This window comes from Pseudomonas sp. BNK-30 (assembly GCF_047456185.1).
Classification (GTDB): domain Bacteria; phylum Pseudomonadota; class Gammaproteobacteria; order Pseudomonadales; family Pseudomonadaceae; genus Aquipseudomonas; species Aquipseudomonas putida_E.
This window is the reverse complement of record NZ_CP179904.1, coordinates 3,722,278-3,737,847: the sequence shown is the minus strand read 5'-3', so window position 1 is coordinate 3,737,847 and position 15,570 is coordinate 3,722,278. Positions and strand designations below refer to the sequence as shown.

14 protein-coding genes are annotated in these 15,570 nt (G+C 63.0%); 4 read left to right on the top strand and 10 right to left on the bottom strand.

The features are described from left to right. Positions 1–9 precede the first annotated feature (9 nt). The 8 genes from ACMGGN_RS17360 to ACMGGN_RS17325 all read right to left on the bottom strand — a co-directional run bounded on the left by ACMGGN_RS17360 (position 10) and on the right by ACMGGN_RS17325 (position 10,386). On the bottom strand, positions 10–1,158 hold the full coding sequence (locus ACMGGN_RS17360; protein ID WP_414156147.1) for an efflux RND transporter periplasmic adaptor subunit: 1,149 nt from the start codon (positions 1,156–1,158) through the stop codon (positions 10–12). Between the two features lie 143 nt (positions 1,159–1,301). After that, complete coding sequence (locus ACMGGN_RS17355; protein ID WP_251961984.1) at positions 1,302–2,399, bottom strand: DUF1513 domain-containing protein; 1,098 nt, start codon at positions 2,397–2,399, stop codon at positions 1,302–1,304. A 2-nt stretch (positions 2,400–2,401) separates the two neighbouring features. Next, on the bottom strand, positions 2,402–3,466 hold the full coding sequence (locus ACMGGN_RS17350) for an imelysin family protein (protein WP_414156146.1): 1,065 nt from the start codon (positions 3,464–3,466) through the stop codon (positions 2,402–2,404). Positions 3,467–3,484: 18 nt separating this feature from the next. Beyond that, the gene (locus ACMGGN_RS17345) at positions 3,485–4,912 is read right to left on the bottom strand and encodes a di-heme oxidoredictase family protein (RefSeq protein WP_046784881.1); all 1,428 of its coding nucleotides are present in this window, start codon (positions 4,910–4,912) and stop codon (positions 3,485–3,487) included. Positions 4,913–5,172: 260 nt separating this feature from the next. Continuing rightward, positions 5,173–6,510 carry an imelysin family protein gene (locus tag ACMGGN_RS17340; RefSeq protein ID WP_046784882.1) on the bottom strand — a complete coding sequence of 446 codons (1,338 nt, stop codon included), beginning with the start codon at positions 6,508–6,510 and terminating at the stop codon, positions 5,173–5,175. Positions 6,511–6,656: 146 nt separating this feature from the next. Beyond that, positions 6,657–8,708: a putative bifunctional diguanylate cyclase/phosphodiesterase gene (locus ACMGGN_RS17335; RefSeq protein WP_046784883.1), complete on the bottom strand. Its 2,052-nt coding sequence runs from the start codon at positions 8,706–8,708 to the stop codon at positions 6,657–6,659. Positions 8,709–8,978: 270 nt separating this feature from the next. After that, positions 8,979–9,575 carry a superoxide dismutase gene (locus ACMGGN_RS17330; RefSeq protein WP_012312902.1) on the bottom strand — a complete coding sequence of 199 codons (597 nt, stop codon included), beginning with the start codon at positions 9,573–9,575 and terminating at the stop codon, positions 8,979–8,981. Between the two features lie 211 nt (positions 9,576–9,786). After that, positions 9,787–10,386, bottom strand: coding sequence for a LysE/ArgO family amino acid transporter (locus ACMGGN_RS17325; protein WP_046784884.1), 600 nt, complete (start codon positions 10,384–10,386; stop codon positions 9,787–9,789). A 90-nt stretch (positions 10,387–10,476) separates the two neighbouring features. Between ACMGGN_RS17325 and ACMGGN_RS17320 the strand changes: the two genes are divergently transcribed. The 3 genes from ACMGGN_RS17320 to ACMGGN_RS17310 all read left to right on the top strand — a co-directional run bounded on the left by ACMGGN_RS17320 (position 10,477) and on the right by ACMGGN_RS17310 (position 13,324). Then, entirely contained in the window at positions 10,477–11,367 is an 891-nt protein-coding gene (locus ACMGGN_RS17320) for a LysR family transcriptional regulator ArgP (protein ID WP_046784885.1), read from the top strand. Between the two features lie 46 nt (positions 11,368–11,413). After that, positions 11,414–12,409, top strand: a complete 996-nt coding sequence (locus ACMGGN_RS17315) for an NAD-dependent epimerase/dehydratase family protein (RefSeq protein ID WP_119688328.1) — start codon at positions 11,414–11,416, stop codon at positions 12,407–12,409. Between the two features lie 87 nt (positions 12,410–12,496). After that, positions 12,497–13,324, top strand: coding sequence for an ATPase (locus ACMGGN_RS17310; protein WP_046784887.1), 828 nt, complete (start codon positions 12,497–12,499; stop codon positions 13,322–13,324). A 124-nt stretch (positions 13,325–13,448) separates the two neighbouring features. Here ACMGGN_RS17310 and ACMGGN_RS17305 read toward each other — a convergent pair whose 3' ends face one another. Further along, a complete protein-coding gene (locus ACMGGN_RS17305; RefSeq protein ID WP_046784888.1) occupies positions 13,449–14,498 on the bottom strand; it encodes an alkene reductase in 1,050 nt (349 codons plus the stop codon). Between the two features lie 18 nt (positions 14,499–14,516). Beyond that, positions 14,517–14,819: an ArsR/SmtB family transcription factor gene (locus ACMGGN_RS17300; RefSeq protein ID WP_046784889.1), complete on the bottom strand. Its 303-nt coding sequence runs from the start codon at positions 14,817–14,819 to the stop codon at positions 14,517–14,519. 152 nt (positions 14,820–14,971) lie between these two features. On the opposite strand from ACMGGN_RS17300, the gene ACMGGN_RS17295 reads away from it, so the two are divergent. Continuing rightward, positions 14,972–15,553 (top strand): ACP phosphodiesterase, encoded by a 582-nt coding sequence (locus ACMGGN_RS17295; protein WP_115273660.1) that lies wholly within the window; start codon positions 14,972–14,974, stop codon positions 15,551–15,553. The last annotated feature ends 17 nt before the right edge of the window (positions 15,554–15,570 follow it).

Here is a 15,570-nt window from a genome sequence, read left to right as displayed (position 1 = left end):
GCCTCCTTATCAGTCCGCGCGTGGGGCGCCTTGTTCGGGTTCGAGCGCTGCGTCCTGGCCGATGCGGATCGCCGCGCCAGGGCTCAGCTTGAGCTGGCCGGCGGTGACCACCTGTTCGCCCGCTGCGAGCCCTTTGCTGACCACCACCACGCCGTCGCGCCGCTCGCCGGTCTGCACGCTGCGCTGTTCGGCGCTGAGCTGCGGCCGGCCACTGTCGTCCGGCTCGGGATTACCGTCCTTGTCTTTCTTCGGCGTGGCGACATACACGGAATTGCCATACAGCGTGTAGGTGATGGCGCTTTCGGGCACTACCACCTGTGGGCGCGGGTCAGGCAGCAGCACCAGCAGGTTGGCGAACATGCCCGGCAGCAGCTTGCCATCCGGGTTGGCCATTGTCGCGCGCACCAGCAGGTTGCGCGTGCTCTCTTCAACCTTGGGGTTGATGGCGCTGAGGCTGGCAGGGAAAGTCTGGCCAGGGTAGGCCGCCACCTGCACCTGTACCTGCTGGCCGAGGCTCAGCTGTGGCAGTGCCTGCTCCGGTACATTGAAGTCGACGTAAAGGCTGGAGAGGTCCTGCAGGGTAGCGATCACAGAGCCGGCCGCCAGGTAGTCACCCACATCCACCTGGCGGATGCCGATCGTACCGCTGAACGGGGCACTGATGCTCTTCTTGGTTTTTGCGGCCTTGAGCTGGTCGACAACCGCCTGGTTGCGCCGGTATTGGGCAGTGAGGCGATCATATTCGCCGCGGGAGATGGCCGAATCACCCACCAGCTGGCTGCCGCGGCCGAAGTCCACTTTGGCCAACCCCAGGTCGGCCTGGGCAGTCCCCAGCAGGGCGGTTTCCTGATCGTCATTGAGCTTGAGCAGCAGTTGCCCGGCCTTGACCTTCTGACCGGAGTCGAAGTGCAGGGATTGAACGATGCCTTCCACCTCCAGGCTCAGCTCGACACCCTGCAGGGCCTTGAGGCTGCCGACGGCGGGCAGGCGCTGCTGCCACTCGCGCTGCTCGGCCATGGCCACCGCCACGGTGATGGGAGGCTTGGGGGCAGTGAACACCTGGATCTGCCGGTAGATCGAGAAGGCCTTGTAGCCCCCCAGGGCCAGCACGATCAGCAGAACGACGGCCAACATGATGAGCATGCGGCGGCGCAGCATAAGTCCGGTTCCTTGGATGCGAGGTTGTTATTGGTTTTGACACGACAACGGGCGGTCCTGCCCACGTGCGGATGGGGGAAGTATTGACTGTTTTTCGATTGAGGGGAAATGGATTGCGCCCCCGTAGGGGCGCGCAGGCCTGATCAGGCCAGGTGCAGGTGGTTGTCCCAGAAACCGGAAGGCAAATCCATCGGCTGGCCGATCAATTCCTGCTTGCGGCAATCATAGAACCGGCAACGCCCTTGCCCGGACGTCACGACAAAACCATCCTTCACCGCGCCCACCCCGGCACAGTCCGGCATCGGCGCATCCAGCCTGACTGCGCCACTGTCCAGGTCCCAGACGAACAGGCGGTTGGCCCGCGGCGCCGTCAGTGCCACCAGGCGCAGGTCGCTGTGGATGGCGACGCTGGCAGTGTACTGGGCCATGGCTTGCAGCTGGCGCTCTGGCACCGGGAAGGCCTTGAACGGCTCGCCTGGGCGCTTGATTGCCAGCAGCTCGGCGGTTTCATCGGCATCGCCCATGAACTGCTGGCAGGCGGCGATGGTGCCATCGCTGCCCACTGCCAGGTGGCGCACGCTGTTCATTTGCTGGGCCAGGGTTTCCTTGCTCAGCAACGTGCCGTCGCGCTGCATCAGTACCAGGCTCGGCTCCATGGCATTGAGGTTCATCTCGACCCGGCTTTCGGCCTCGGTGCGGATACCGCCATTGGCCACGACCAGAGTCTCGCCATCGGGCAGCCAGGCCACTTCATGCGGGCCGATGCCGTGGGTGGGGATCTCGCCGGTGTGAACCAGGCGTTCACCCTCGAAGCGGTACACGCCCAGTACGCCACGCCCTGGATCGGTGGTGTCGTTCTCGGTGGCATACAGCCATTCGCCGCCTTTATGAATCACGGCGTGGCCGTAAAAATGCCGGTCAGGCTGCGACGAGACGGTCTGCAACAAGCGCCCGTCGCGCAGGTCGATCAGGTAGCTTTCGGTACCGGGACGGCGTGCGACGAACAGGGCGATCGGCAGCTCTGGATGGTTGATGATGGCATGGCAACGCTGGGCCACCTGGGTGCTGAACACCTGGGTGCCGTCCAGGCGGAACCCGACGGCATAGTGCTTGCCGTCGCCATCGTCACGCGCCGACAGCAGCAAAGGATCGCTGCCTTTGTTGCGCATCAGGCTCCAGCCTCCCAAGGTCAGGGCGCTGAGCAGAACGCTACCGATTTTGAGTGCCTGGCGTCGCAGCATGATCAGTCACCGTCGTTGGCATTGAAGCCCAGCTGGATGTTCAACGCCTTGGCCAGTTCGCCTTCGTGCAGGCGGTGAACGACGTTGAGGCTGTCGTAGATCTGGTTGAGGCGCTGCATGCCATCTTCGTCAGCCAGCAACTCGCCCAAGGTCTTCTGGTTATCGGTCAGCAGTTTGACCGAGGTGGCGTAGGCGTCCTCGATCTTTTGCGCCAGGGCTTTCTGGTCGCTGCCCAGCAAGCCGCGCAGGCCTTGGTTGTCGACCCCGACCCAGACCGCCTGGGCGGCCTTGAGGCTGGCTTCCAGGCTTTTCAGCGAGGCGTGGCTGCGCCAGGCTTCGGCCTGCAGTGGCTGCGCAATGCCTTTGCTCTGGCGGCCCATCGGTGCGCCGAGCTTCTTTTTCAGGGTGTCCAGCGCAGTCACCTGCGCACGCAGCAGGTCGGCGATCGCCTCGTGCGAGTCGGCATAGCGCTGGTTGGGGAACTTGGTCATCTGCGAGAGCATGCCGTCGGTGCTGTTCCAGCCTTTGAGGATCTCTTCAGCCAAGGCCTTCTGGTGCTCACCGATGGCGACCAGCAGCGGGCAGTAGCGGGCTTTCTGTTCGGCGGTGGCGACATCCGGCTTGCTGTCGAACAGGATGTATTCGTAGGCCGACAGGCCGCGCACCACGACGCTGGACTTGCCCAGGGTCTGGGCGTCGATCGGCTTGTCGCCATTGACCAGTTGCTCGACCTGGCGACCGACCAGGTTCTTCTTGTCGGGCCAGAACTGCACCTGCCAGGCGCGGTTGCCCTCGGCCAGCGGGCCGACCAGCAATGGCTGCAGCTCGGCCCAGGCTTTTTGCGCGTTGAGGAAATCGGCACGAGCGCTGTCCAGGCTCTCTTTGCCTTCGCAGTAGGCCAAGGCACTGGCGGCCAGCTGGCGGTCGGCTTCGACCCAGCGGCTGTAGGTGGGCAGGATCACCTGCTTGGCGATGGCGGCGGAGGTCACGGCCTGCGGGTCTTGCGGTGAACAGGCACCGAGGGCGAGTGCGGCGAGGCTGGTGAACAACAGTTTGGGTCGGAACATGCCCGGCTCCTTGCGCTTTTAAAGTGAGTTCAGGAAAGCCAGCAGCGCAGCGCGCTGCTCGGCATTGAAAGTCAGAACATGGTCGCGCGCTGCCTGCGCTTCGCCGCCGTGCCAGAGCACGGCCTCGAGCAGGTTGCGGGCGCGGCCGTCATGCAGGTACTGGGTGTGGCCACTGACCGCTGGACTCAGGCCGATGCCCCACAGCGGCGGGGTTCGCCAGTCTTGGCCGTTGGCGGCAAATTCGGTGCGATCGTCGGCAAGGCCCGGGCCCATGTCGTGCAGCAGCAGGTCGCTGTAGGGGCGGATCACTTGCCCGGCCAGCTCTGGCTCGGGGGCGTCGGCGGCAGTGGTGAACTGCGGGGTGTGGCATCCCTGGCAGCCGGCCTGATAGAACAGGTTCTTGCCGGCCAGCACTTGCGGGGCGCCGACATCGCGCCGGGCTGGCACGCCCAGGTTGCGGGTGTAAAAGGTGACCAGGCGCAGGATGTTGTCGCTGACTTCCTTTTCGCCGTCGGTGCCGTCGCCATTGGGGGCTGCAAGGCAATCGCGCTGCGCTGGGGTGCAGTCGTCCCGGGGCTGCAGGGTGCTGGTCAAGCCCATGTCACCGGCAAAAGCGTGCACGTTCTGCTGGTTGACGTTCGGTTGCCCGGCCTTCCAGCCGAAGCGACCGACCACGGTCTTGCTCTGGGCGTCGTCCCAAACCCGGTTGGCCCGGCCGCGAATACCGTCGCGGTTGCGATCATCGGGGTCTTCGTTGGCCAGAATCTGAGCTTCGGGGATGGCTTCGAGCAGGCCCAGGCCGATCATGGGCGGTGCCACGCGTGCAGAGAACCGGGTGTCAGGGTGCATCGGCCCATAGCCGAGCTGGGTGATTTGCAGGGTAGGGCGACGCAGTTCGACCTGATGGCCGTCGTTGAAGCTGACGGTCTGGTTGTCGTAAGTCACGCGCACCTTGCCTTCCGGGGCCACACCAGGGTTGGCCATGTCCTGCAACTGGGTGCCATAGACAGGCTCCGGGACCACGCCCAGGCGCTCGATTTCTTTTGCCAGGTAAGGCTGGTCGGGGATCGACAGGCGCACCAGCATCGACACCGCGTTGCTGTCGCCAGGCTCTGGCGGATGGCCACGGCCGTCGCGTACGTGGCAGTTCTGGCAGGCGTTGGTGTTGAACAGTGGGCCCAGGCCATCGCGTGCAGTGGTGGTGGACGGGGCGATCACCCAGGGGTTGCGGAAGAAACTGTTGCCTACGGCAAAGTCCAGGCGGCGCTCGGGCGACAGGTTGGCCGAGGGCAGGGAAAAGGCATTGCGGTCGTTGCGCTGGACAGTCGCCTGGCCACCGGACAGCGCTTCGCCAGGCTCTGCCTGAGTGAAACGCGGGGCGTCGTCACAGGCGGCAAGGGCGAGGGCCAGCAGCGGAGGGGAGAGTCGGGACAGCGACAAGGACATGCAAAATCCTGGGCGTAGGCGAAAAACCGGCGTGCAAGCTTAGCAGGCTGAGAATGTTTGAATAAGAGGAATTTGCAATTGCTGGATGAAACTGCTGTCAGTTTTGGCCCTGTAGCAGGCAAGCCAGCCCTCACAGATACCGCGCAGAACTCAAGAACTGCGCGGCCCCGGTGGGAGCTGGCTTGCCGGCGACGGGCTGCGTAGCAGCCCTACTAACGCTAACTGACTGGCGTTAGCCTTTTTTGCCTGCCAATGCCGAATCAGAACTCGTGATCGGCAGTGTCCGGGTTCAGGTTGGCAATGCCCAGCTTGCCCGCAGCCTGCTCGATCGCACCGGTCTGCTTGACCAGGGAGGCAATGGCATCGCGTACGACCTGGTTGCCGGCAGCGTTGTCGGCTGCGATCAGTTGGTCGTAATGCTCGCCTTTGAGCGCGTGGTCGACAATGACCTGAAGCTTCGCCTCGGTCGCTTCCAGGTCGGCCTTGAGGGTAGCGTCGGCAGCCGGGTCGGCCTTGGCCACCAGCGACGACAGGCTTGGGCCGGTCAGCTTGGTACCGTCGGCGCGGGTGTACTCACCCAGGTAGACGTTGCGGATGCCTTTGGCGTCGTAGAAGTGCGAGTAGTGGGTGTTGTCGCTGAAACAGTCCTGTTCGTCTTCCGGCGAATTGGCTTCCAGCGAGACCTTCATGCGCTCGCCAGCCAGTTCGCCCAGCGACAGGCTGCCCATGCCGAACAGCATCTTGCGCAGGCCGTCGGTGGCAGGCTCGGCTTCCAGCGTGGCGCGGTAGTTGTCGGCGACGTTCGGGGCCCAGTTGCCGACCATTTCTTCGAGGTCCTTGACCAGCAGCTCGGTGACCGACTTCAGGTAGGCGCGGCGACGCTCGTTGTGGCCGCCGGTGGCGCCTTTACCTTCGAGGTAGTCCGAAGCAGGGCGGTTGCCTGCGCCCGGGCCGGTACCGTTGAGGTCCTGGCCCCAGAGCAGGAATTCGATGGCGTGGTAACCAGTGGCGACGTTGGCTTCGGAGCCGCCCAGTTCGTTCAGGCTGGCCAGTTTCTCAGGGGTGATGTCCTTGACATCGACCTTCTCCTCACCGACCTGGATTTCGGTGTTGGCAATGATGTTCGAGCTGGCAGCCGGGTTGCCCAGCGCATGTTCGTAGCTCTTGTCGACGTAGTCGATCAGGCCTTCGTCAAGCGGCCAGGCGTTCACCTGGCCTTCCCAGTCGTCGATGATCGTGTTGCCGAAGCGGAAGGCTTCGCTCTGCAGGTACGGTACGCGCGCTGCAGCCCAGGCTTCTTTGGCAGCTTTGAGGGTGTCGTCGTTGGGGTTGGCGAGGAATGCATCGATGGCTGTTTGCAGGGACTTGGCCGTGCTCAGCGAGTCGCTGTAAACGGCGTAGACCATCTCGGTGTAATGCTTGACCACGGCCTTGCCGGCCGCTTCGTCGACAGCAGCCGGTGCTGCGGCGGCGGTGCTCGCGGCGGCAGGTGCCGCAGCTTGCGGGGCGGCGGCCTTCTCGTCCTTGCTTTCACCGCAACCGGCGAGAGCGATGGCGATGGCCAGCAGACTGGCGGAGGCCAGAGGCATACGAATCATTGTTGGTTTCCCTGCGTCGTGTGGTTGGACAGTGCGCCGTGGCACGTAAAACTACAACATCATGCGAAAGATTTGCATTTGCTGTAAAGGGGTGGGGCGCAATTATGTAAATGCCGGTTAAGGCCTGGAACCAACAGGGGCAGGGGTTATAACGCAGAAACCTGATTGCGCTGGGCCTGGCGCAGGAAGCTGGTAAGCTCGCGCGCTGACAGTGGCTTGCTGTAGTGATAGCCCTGACCTTCGTGACAGCCTTGGGCGATGATGTAGGCTTCCTGCTCGGACGTCTCCACGCCCTCGGCGATCACCTGCATGCCCAGGCTTTTGCCCAACTGGATGATTGCCCGAACGATGGTTGCATCGTCATCGTCGTCCAGCAGGTCCTGGACGAAGCTCTTGTCGATCTTGATCTTGTCCAGTGGCAGCGACTTGAGGTAGCTGAGCGACGAGTAACCGGTGCCGAAGTCGTCGATGGCGATCATCGCACCGGAGCGGCGCAGGCTGAGCAGGTGCTGGGCGGCGGTGCTGATGTCTTCCATCAGGCCGGTCTCGGTCACTTCCAGTTCCAGGCTGCGCGGTGGCAGACGGTAAGCCTGCAGCAGATTGTTGACCACGCGCGGAAGTTCGTTGTGATGCAGTTGCACGGTGGACAGGTTGACTGCCATGCGCAGTTCGCTGAAGCCCAGATCATGCCATTCGCGCAGTTGCCTGCAGGCCTGGTCGAGTACCCACTCGCCGATGGTGATGATGTTGCCGTTCTGTTCGGCCAGCGGGATGAACTGGTCCGGCGGGACCATGCCAAGTTCAGGATGCTGCCAGCGCAGCAAGGCTTCGACGCCGACCACGCGGTGATCGCGGTAGCTGATCTGCGGCTGGTAGACAAGGAACAACTGGTTGCGCGACAGCGCCTCGCGCAGGTCCTTTTCCAATTCACGGCGTCGACGCATCTCGCTGTCGACGCTGGCGATGTAGAACTGGTAGCGGTTGCGCGAGCGGGCCTTGGCCAAGGTCATGGTCTGTTCGGCCTTTTGCAGCAGCTTCTCGGTGCTGTCGCCGTCTTCGGGGAACAGGGTGATGCCGATGGTGGCGCGCAGGCGAATCTGCTGGTGATCCAGGTCGAACGGCGCTTCCAGGTCATCGAGGATGCTCTGCGCCAGTTCTGCGGCCTCGTAGGGCTGTTCGATAGTGGCCTGCACCAGGGCGAACTGGTCGCCACCCAGGCGTGCCAGCGCCCCCAGGCGGCCACTGTGGGCGCGCAGGCGGTCCGCCAGGGCGAGCAGCAACTGGTCGCCGACCTGATAGCTGAACTGCTCGTTTATGCCTTTGAAGTCGTCCAGGCCCACGCACAGTACGGCGACGCGATGCTGCAGGCGGGCGCCGTCTATAAGGATCTTGTCGAGCTGTGCCTGTAGCTGCTGGCGGTTCGGCAGGCCGGTCAGGAAGTCGTATTGGGCCATGCGTTGCAGGCTGTTTTCGGCTTCGTGGCGCAGATGGGTATTGCGCTCGATCGAGGCCAGCAGCTGGTTGGCGGTGTTGACCCAGATGCCCAGTTCGTTTTTTTCATGGCCTTTGAGCAGCGGAATCTGGTGCTGGCTGGGGCGGTCAGGGTTGATCTGGGTGAGGTGCTCGATGATTTTCGACAGCGGTTTGGTCAGCAGCCAGTGGTAGACCAGGTACAGCACCAGGCCCATGGCCAGGGCGCGCAGCACGCCGGAAATGAAGATGATGATGGCGTTGAGCAGGAAGCCTTCACCGTAGGCGGCAGTGTCCAGGGTGATACTCAGGTCACCGTAGTACTCGCTGTAGGGGCCGCGGCCGACCAATTGAGTGGTGTAGGTGCGTTCCTGGCCAAGGAGCAGGTCGGTCAACCAGCGTACGGGAGAGTCCTGCAGCGGGCGGGACTTTTCGGCGAGCATGGTTTCATTGGGGTGGCCGATGGAAGCCTGGCGTACAGACTCGTCCTGGAACAGGCCTTCCATGACCTGCATGCCCATTTCCCGGTCAAGGCTGTAGACCGCCTGGGTCGAGGGATCGCGAAACATGTCGAGGATGCGCTGGGCGTCGCTGTCGACGGTCTGACGGGTCTTGTAGGTGTCATAGACGATCTGCGCGCAGCTAAGAACGACACCGACCGCCAGCGCCGAAAGGAGCACGACCCTGAGCAACTTGACCGATAAGCTGTTCCGCAATTCCAGCTTCAATGGGGGTTTCCTTAATCCATGCGCATGACATCATTTTGCCATTAACCTTGGCGATACACTATCGGCCGGTGGAGCTGCCCTGAGCAGTGTATCGGTTGCCTGACCCTGCAACTTGAGTGCGCTGTAGCGAACTTTCAGACGTTTGATGTTAGCGCGCTCTGCGGGGGGAGCAAGAGCCGCCGGGAAAACTGTTCGTTGGGAGCCTGTGATGCCGGCACCGGCCATAAAAAAACCCGGCGCATGGCCGGGTTTTCAGTTCAAGGCGCAAGATCAGGCCTTGAAGGTCTTGCCTTCGAACTGCTCGGCAACGAAGGCCCAGTTGACCAGGTTCCAGAATGCTTCTACGTACTTCGGACGCAGGTTGCGGTAGTCGATGTAGTAGGCGTGTTCCCAGACGTCGCAGGTCAGCAGCGGGGTGTCGCCGCTGGTCAGCGGGCAGCCGGCACCGATGGTGCTGGCCAGGGCCAGGGAGCCGTCGGCCTTCTTGACCAGCCAGCCCCAGCCGGAACCGAAGGTGCCAACCGAAGTCTTGGTGAACTCCTCCTTGAACTTGTCGAAGGAACCGAATGCGGCGTTGATGGCTTCAGCCAGCGCACCGGTAGGCTGGCCACCACCGTTTGGCGACAGGCAGTTCCAGTAGAAGGTGTGGTTCCAGACTTGAGCGGCGTTGTTGAAGATGCCGCCCGAAGAGCTCTTGACGATCTCTTCCAGGGTCTTGCCTTCGAATTCGGTGCCTGGGACCAGGTTGTTCAGGTTCACGACGTAGGTGTTGTGGTGCTTGTCGTGGTGATACTCCAGGGTTTCCTTGGAGATGTGCGGCTGCAGGGCATCGTGGGCGTACGGCAGCGGCGGCAATTCAAAAGCCATGGTGGATCTCCTGATTCAGGTCTAGTTCGCGGTTTGCGCAAGGCCGATCACGGGCGGCCCTATGTGCGTCGGCGAGTTTGTACTCTTTGCGACGCAAGGGCTGGATCATAGCACCAGCCCCGCCGCATAACCACGCAACAAAGATAGGGAATAGAGGTTCCAGAGCGGTTGCCTGCCGCCGACGGGTGGCGCTCCGTTGCAAGCTTGCAGCTCAAGCAAAGATCAGCTGCGCCGCCACGGCGAACATCATCACGGCCACCATCAGGTCGAGCATCCGCCAGGTGGCCGGGCGGGCCAGCCAGGGCGCCAGCCATGCAGCACCGATCGCCAAAGTCGAGAACCATAGCAGCGAAGCGCTGGCGGCCCCTGCCACATAGGCGCCCGGCACGGTCTGCTGTGCGCCCAGCGAGCCGATCAGCAACACGGTGTCCAGGTACACATGCGGGTTCAGGAGGGTAACGGCCAGTGCACTGAGCAGCACCGCACGCCGCGAGCGCATGCCTTGGCCTTGCTGATGCTGCAGGCTCTGTTTGGAGCATGCACTGCGCAGGGCCTTGGCGCCGTACCAGAGCAGAAACACCGCGCCACCCCAGCGTGCAATCGCCAGCAGCGTCGGATTATGCGCCAGCACCGTGGCCAGGCCGAATACACCGGCGGCTACCAGCAGGGCGTCGCAGACGATGCACAGTGCTGCCACCGGCAGGTGATGTTCACGGCGCAGGCTCTGCGCCAGGACGAAGGCGTTCTGTGCGCCAATGGCCATGATCAGGCCGAAGGCCACCAGCATGCCGTTCAGATAGCTTTGCCACATGGCAGATACTCCAGAGAAGATGCTGGCTATTGTGCGGATCCCCCCTGTATAAGAAAAACAAATAGTGCTGATCCGTCATTAGGAAAATCGATGTTCGACTACAAGCTGCTTGCCGCGCTCGCGGCGGTGATCGAGCAAGGTGGTTTCGAACGTGCAGCGCAGGTGCTGGGGCTGTCGCAATCGGCTATCTCACAGCGCATCAAGCTGCTCGAGGCGCGGGTTGGTCAGCCGGTGCTGGTGCGCGCCGCGCCACCGAGCCCGACCGAGGTCGGGCGACAGTTGCTCAACCATGTGCAGCAGGTGCGGCTGCTCGAACGTGACCTGCAGCGTCAGGTACCGGCACTCGATGAAGAGGGCATGCCAGAGCGTCTGCGCATTGCGCTCAACGCTGATAGCCTGGCGACCTGGTGGGCAGCTGCGGTGGGTTCGTTCTGCGCCGAGCAGCAGGTACTCACCGACCTTGTGGTGGAAGACCAGGAGGTTGGCCTGAAGCGCATGCGTGCCGGGGAGGTGGCGGCCTGCCTGTGCGGCAGTGAGCGGCCGGTGGCCGGCGCCCGCAGCATGCCGCTGGGTGCCATGCGCTACCGGGCGCTGGCCAGCCCGGCATTCATGGCGCGCTATTTCCCAATGGGTTTCGAGGCCCGGCGCCTGGCCCGCACGCCGGCGATCGTGTACGGCCCGGACGATTTTCTGCAGCACCGATACCTCGCTTCTCTCGGTATCGAAGATGGCTTCCTGCACCACCTTTGCCCGTCGTCCGAAGGCTTCCTGCGCATGACCGAAGCTGGCCTGGGCTGGGGCCTGGTGCCTGAGTTGCAGGCCCGTGAGCAGTTGAGTAGTGGGCGACTGGTGGAAATTTGTGCCGATACCCCCATCGATGTGCCGCTGTACTGGCATCATTGGCGCAACGGCGGGCAACTGCTCGCGCAACTGACCGAACACCTGCGGCACACGGCACAGCATTGGCTGGTGCCCTTGTAGTGGCGGCTGGCGTCTGTTGCATCTGAAATCTGAGGCGGAGTGTTACATGCGAATTCTGGTCACTGGCGCGAGCGGCTTCATCGGCGGGCGCTTTGCGCGCTTCGCCCTGGAGCAAGGCCTGGATGTGCGGGTCAGCGGCCGGCGCGCCGAGGGCGTCGAGCACCTGGTCAAGCGCGGTGCGCAGTTCATCCCCGGCGACCTCGGTGACGCCGAACTGGCCCGGCGCCTGTGCCAGGGCGTCGAGGCGGTGGTGCATTGCGCGGGGGCGGTGGGCACCTGGGGGCGCTATCAGGATTTTTACCAGGGCAATGTGGTGGTCACCGAGAACGTGGTCGAGGGCTGCTTGAAGGAGCATGTCCGTCGCCTGGTACACCTGTCGTCGCCGTCGATCTACTTCAATGGCCGTTCGCGCCTGGATATCCGCGAAGACCAGGTGCCGCGCCGCTTTCACCATCATTACGCGCAGACCAAATACCTTGCTGAACAAAAGGTTTTCGGCGCCCAGGAGTTCGGGCTCGAAGTTCTGGCCCTGCGCCCGCGCTTTGTAACCGGAGCCGGTGATGCCAGTATTTTCCCGCGGCTGATGCAGATGCAGCGCAAGGGCCGTGTGGCGATCATCGGCAACGGCCTGAACAAAGTCGATTTCACCAGCGTGCACAATCTCAATGAGGCACTGCTTGGCGCGCTGTTCGCCGATGATCGCGCGTTAGGGCAGGCCTACAACATCAGTAATGGTCAACCGTTGCCATTGTGGGATGTGGTCAATTACGTGATGCGCCAGATGCAGTTGCCCCAGGTGACCCGTTATCGCGCCTACGGCCTGGCCTACAGCATGGCGGCGCTGAACGAGGCCGCTTGCATGCTCTGGCCCGGGCGACCCCAGCCCACCCTCACGCGCCTGGGGATGCAAGTGATGAGCCGCGATTTCACCCTGGATATCAGCCGCGCCCGGCAGTACCTGGACTATCAGCCCAAGGTCAGCCTGTGGACGGCGCTGGATGAATTTTGCGCGTGGTGGAAGCACCAGCCCCTTGGCCAGTGAACCAGGCGCCAGGATGATGGTCATCAGTGCGCCGCGTGAGCGGTTTATACTCATGTCTCTTTGCTACTACCGCGGTTGAAACTATCCATGCGTAACGATGCCCACGACGATTTTGATGATGTGCCAACCCTGCGTGCCGGCACCCCGGATGACGACGAACTGTTGCCGGCGCGTGTGTCGCGCAACCGCCAGAAGGCCACCAGGCCCGCCAGTACCGGCCCACTGTGGGCGTTGCTGGGGGCTTCGTTCATCGCGCTGGCCGGGCTCGGCTGGTGGAGCTTTCAGCAGATCTCGCTGATGGAGCAGCAACTGGTGGCCACTCAGGAAAGCTTTGCGCGCATCAGCGAGGAAGCGGCGGGGCGCTTGCAGGCGATCAGTGGCAAGGTCGCTGCCACCGAGAGCTCTACCAGCACCGGCAGTGAGGCGCTCAAGCTGCAGATCCGCCAACTGCAGGCCAGCCTGGCCGAGCAGGGCAAGCAACAGCAGGGGGTGGCCGGGCAGACGGGTGACCTGGGCAAGCGTCTGGAGCAGGTGCTGGCCGATACCCGCGAGCAGCAAAAGGCGGTAACTGAGCTGCAAACCCAGTTACAGGCGCAGTTGAAGGCGGTGAATGCCGAGCTGGCGGCGTTGAAGTCAGGCCAGGTGGATGGCGGCAAGCTCGATGGGCAGCTCAAGAGCCTTAGCGAGGAGGTGGCCGCACTGAAGAAGCAGGGCAACCCGAAAGCGGCGATCGAGAGCCTGGAGCAGGACGTGCTGGTATTGAAGAGCCAGGTGGACAATCGCCCGGCTGCGGCGCCAGCAAGTGGCGCTTCGGTGCAGGAGTTCGATGCGTTTCGTGGGCAGACCACGCGTAACTTCAACACCTTGCAGAGCCAGATTCAGAACCTGCAGCAGCAGATCAATGCTCGGCCTTAGGGCCTTAGGGGAGGGCTTCGCCCTCCTTTCGCGACACAAGGCCGCTCCTACACGAAATTGAGCGGTCGACTGTCGGGGCGGCCTTGTGTCGCGAAGGGCCGCAAAGCGGCCCCGGCGATCTTACTTACAGCCGCGGGTAATCGATGTACCCCACCGGCCCTTTTGCATAGAAGGTCTCCGGGTGCGCCTGGTTCAGCGGCGCATCGGCTGCCAGCCGTGCCGGCAGGTCCGGGTTGGCAATGAACGGCACGCCAAATGCCACCGCATCCGCCTTGCCACTGGCCAACGCGGCATTGGCACTGGCCTTGTCGAACCGCTCGTTGACGATGTAAGGGCCACCGAACGCTGCTTTGATCAGCGGGCCGATACTGTCATCGGCTTCTTTCTCCCGAGAGCAGATGAAGGCGATACCCCGCTTGCCCAGTTCCCGCGCTACATAGGTGAAGGTCTCGGCGCGGTCGGCATCACCCATGTCATGGGAGTCTGCGCGCGGTGCAAGGTGCACGCCGACACGGCCTGCGCCCCACACGCCGATGGCGGCGTCTGTCACCTCCAGCAGCAGGCGGGCACGGTTTTCCAGTGAACCACCGTAGCGGTCGGTGCGCTGGTTGGTGCTGCTCTGCAGGAACTGGTCGAGCAGATAGCCGTTGGCACCGTGGATTTCCACGCCATCGAAACCGGCAGCCTTGGCGTTCTCTGCGCCACTGCGGTAAGCCTCGACGATGTCGGCGATTTCTTCGCTTTCCAAGGCCCGTGGGGTCGGGTATTCGGTGATCGGGCGCACCAGGCTGACATGGCCCTTGGGCTGGATGGCGCTGGGAGCCACCGGCAGTTCACCGTTCAAATAGCTGGGGTGGGAAATGCGGCCAACATGCCACAACTGCAGGAATATACGACCGCCTGCGCCGTGCACGGCCTTGGTCACGTTGTTCCAGCCGCGTACCTGCTGGTCGTTCCAGATGCCTGGCGTATCAGGGTAGCCGACGCCCATGGCAGAGACCGAGGTCGCTTCACTGAGGATCAGCCCGGCGCTGGCGCGCTGCACGTAGTACTCGGCCATCAGCGCGTTGGGCACCCGGCCTTCGTCGGCGCGGCAGCGGGTGAGCGGCGCCATGATGATGCGGTTGGGCAGTTGCACATCGCCCAGTGTGATCGGATCGAAAAGCGTGGTCATAACGGGTTACCTACCTTGTCAAAGCGCTTGGCGCAGTTGTTCGAGGAACGCCTGGATGGTGGCTTCGTCGCGTTTGAAAAAATGCCACTGGCCGATCTTCTGGCTGCTGATCAGGCCTGCGCGCTGCAACGTTGCCAGGTGGGCAGAAACGGTCGACTGCGACAGGCCGCAGCGTTGATCGATCTGGCCGGCACAGACACCGTGCTCGGTGCTGTGGTGCTGGGCGGGAAAGTGCGCTGCCGGGTCTTTCAGCCAGTTGAGGATTTCTCGCCGGACCGGGTGGGCCAGGGCTTTTATTATGTCGTCGAGATCGAGAGGCATGGTGTGGGGCTCGTGGTGTAGCGGTATATCGCGATATGACGAAATATAAATCGGTATTTCGCGATATAGAAATATGAAGTGGTTCTGAGCTGAGCGCGAATCGTTATATCGCGTTATAACGATATACGGATGCGCAGTGCTAAACTGCGCCCATGAATTACCTCGCACACCTGCACCTGGGCGGCCCGGCGCCGCAACAACTGCTTGGCAGCCTGTACGGCGATTTCGTCAAAGGCTCGCTGGAGGGGCGCTTTGCGCCGACGCTGGAGGCTGCCATTCGGCTGCATCGGCACATCGACAGCTACACCGATCAGCACCCGTTGGTATTGGCGGCGCTGGCGCGGTTCCCCCGGGAGCGGCGCCGCTATGCCGGGATCATTGTGGATGTGTTCTTCGACCATTGCCTGGCGCAACACTGGGGCGACTATGCCGAACAGCCGCTGGAGCAGTTCACCGGTGCGTTCTATCGCGTGTTGCTGGCCGAGCCCGAGTTGCCAGGGCGGCTGGCGCGCATTGCGCCCTTGATGGCCGCAGATGACTGGCTGGGGGCGTATGGCGATTTTTCCACCCTGGAGCAGGTCTTCAACGGCATTGGGCGACGCTTGTCCCGGCCTGAAGGCATGATGGGTGTGATGGCGGAGCTTGAGCGGTTGTACGAGCCGTTGCTGGCTGATTTCCGTGAGTTCTATCCGCAGTTGCAGACGTTTGCCGCCGCACAGAGATCTGGCCGATAGCGGTGTACTGCCAATCA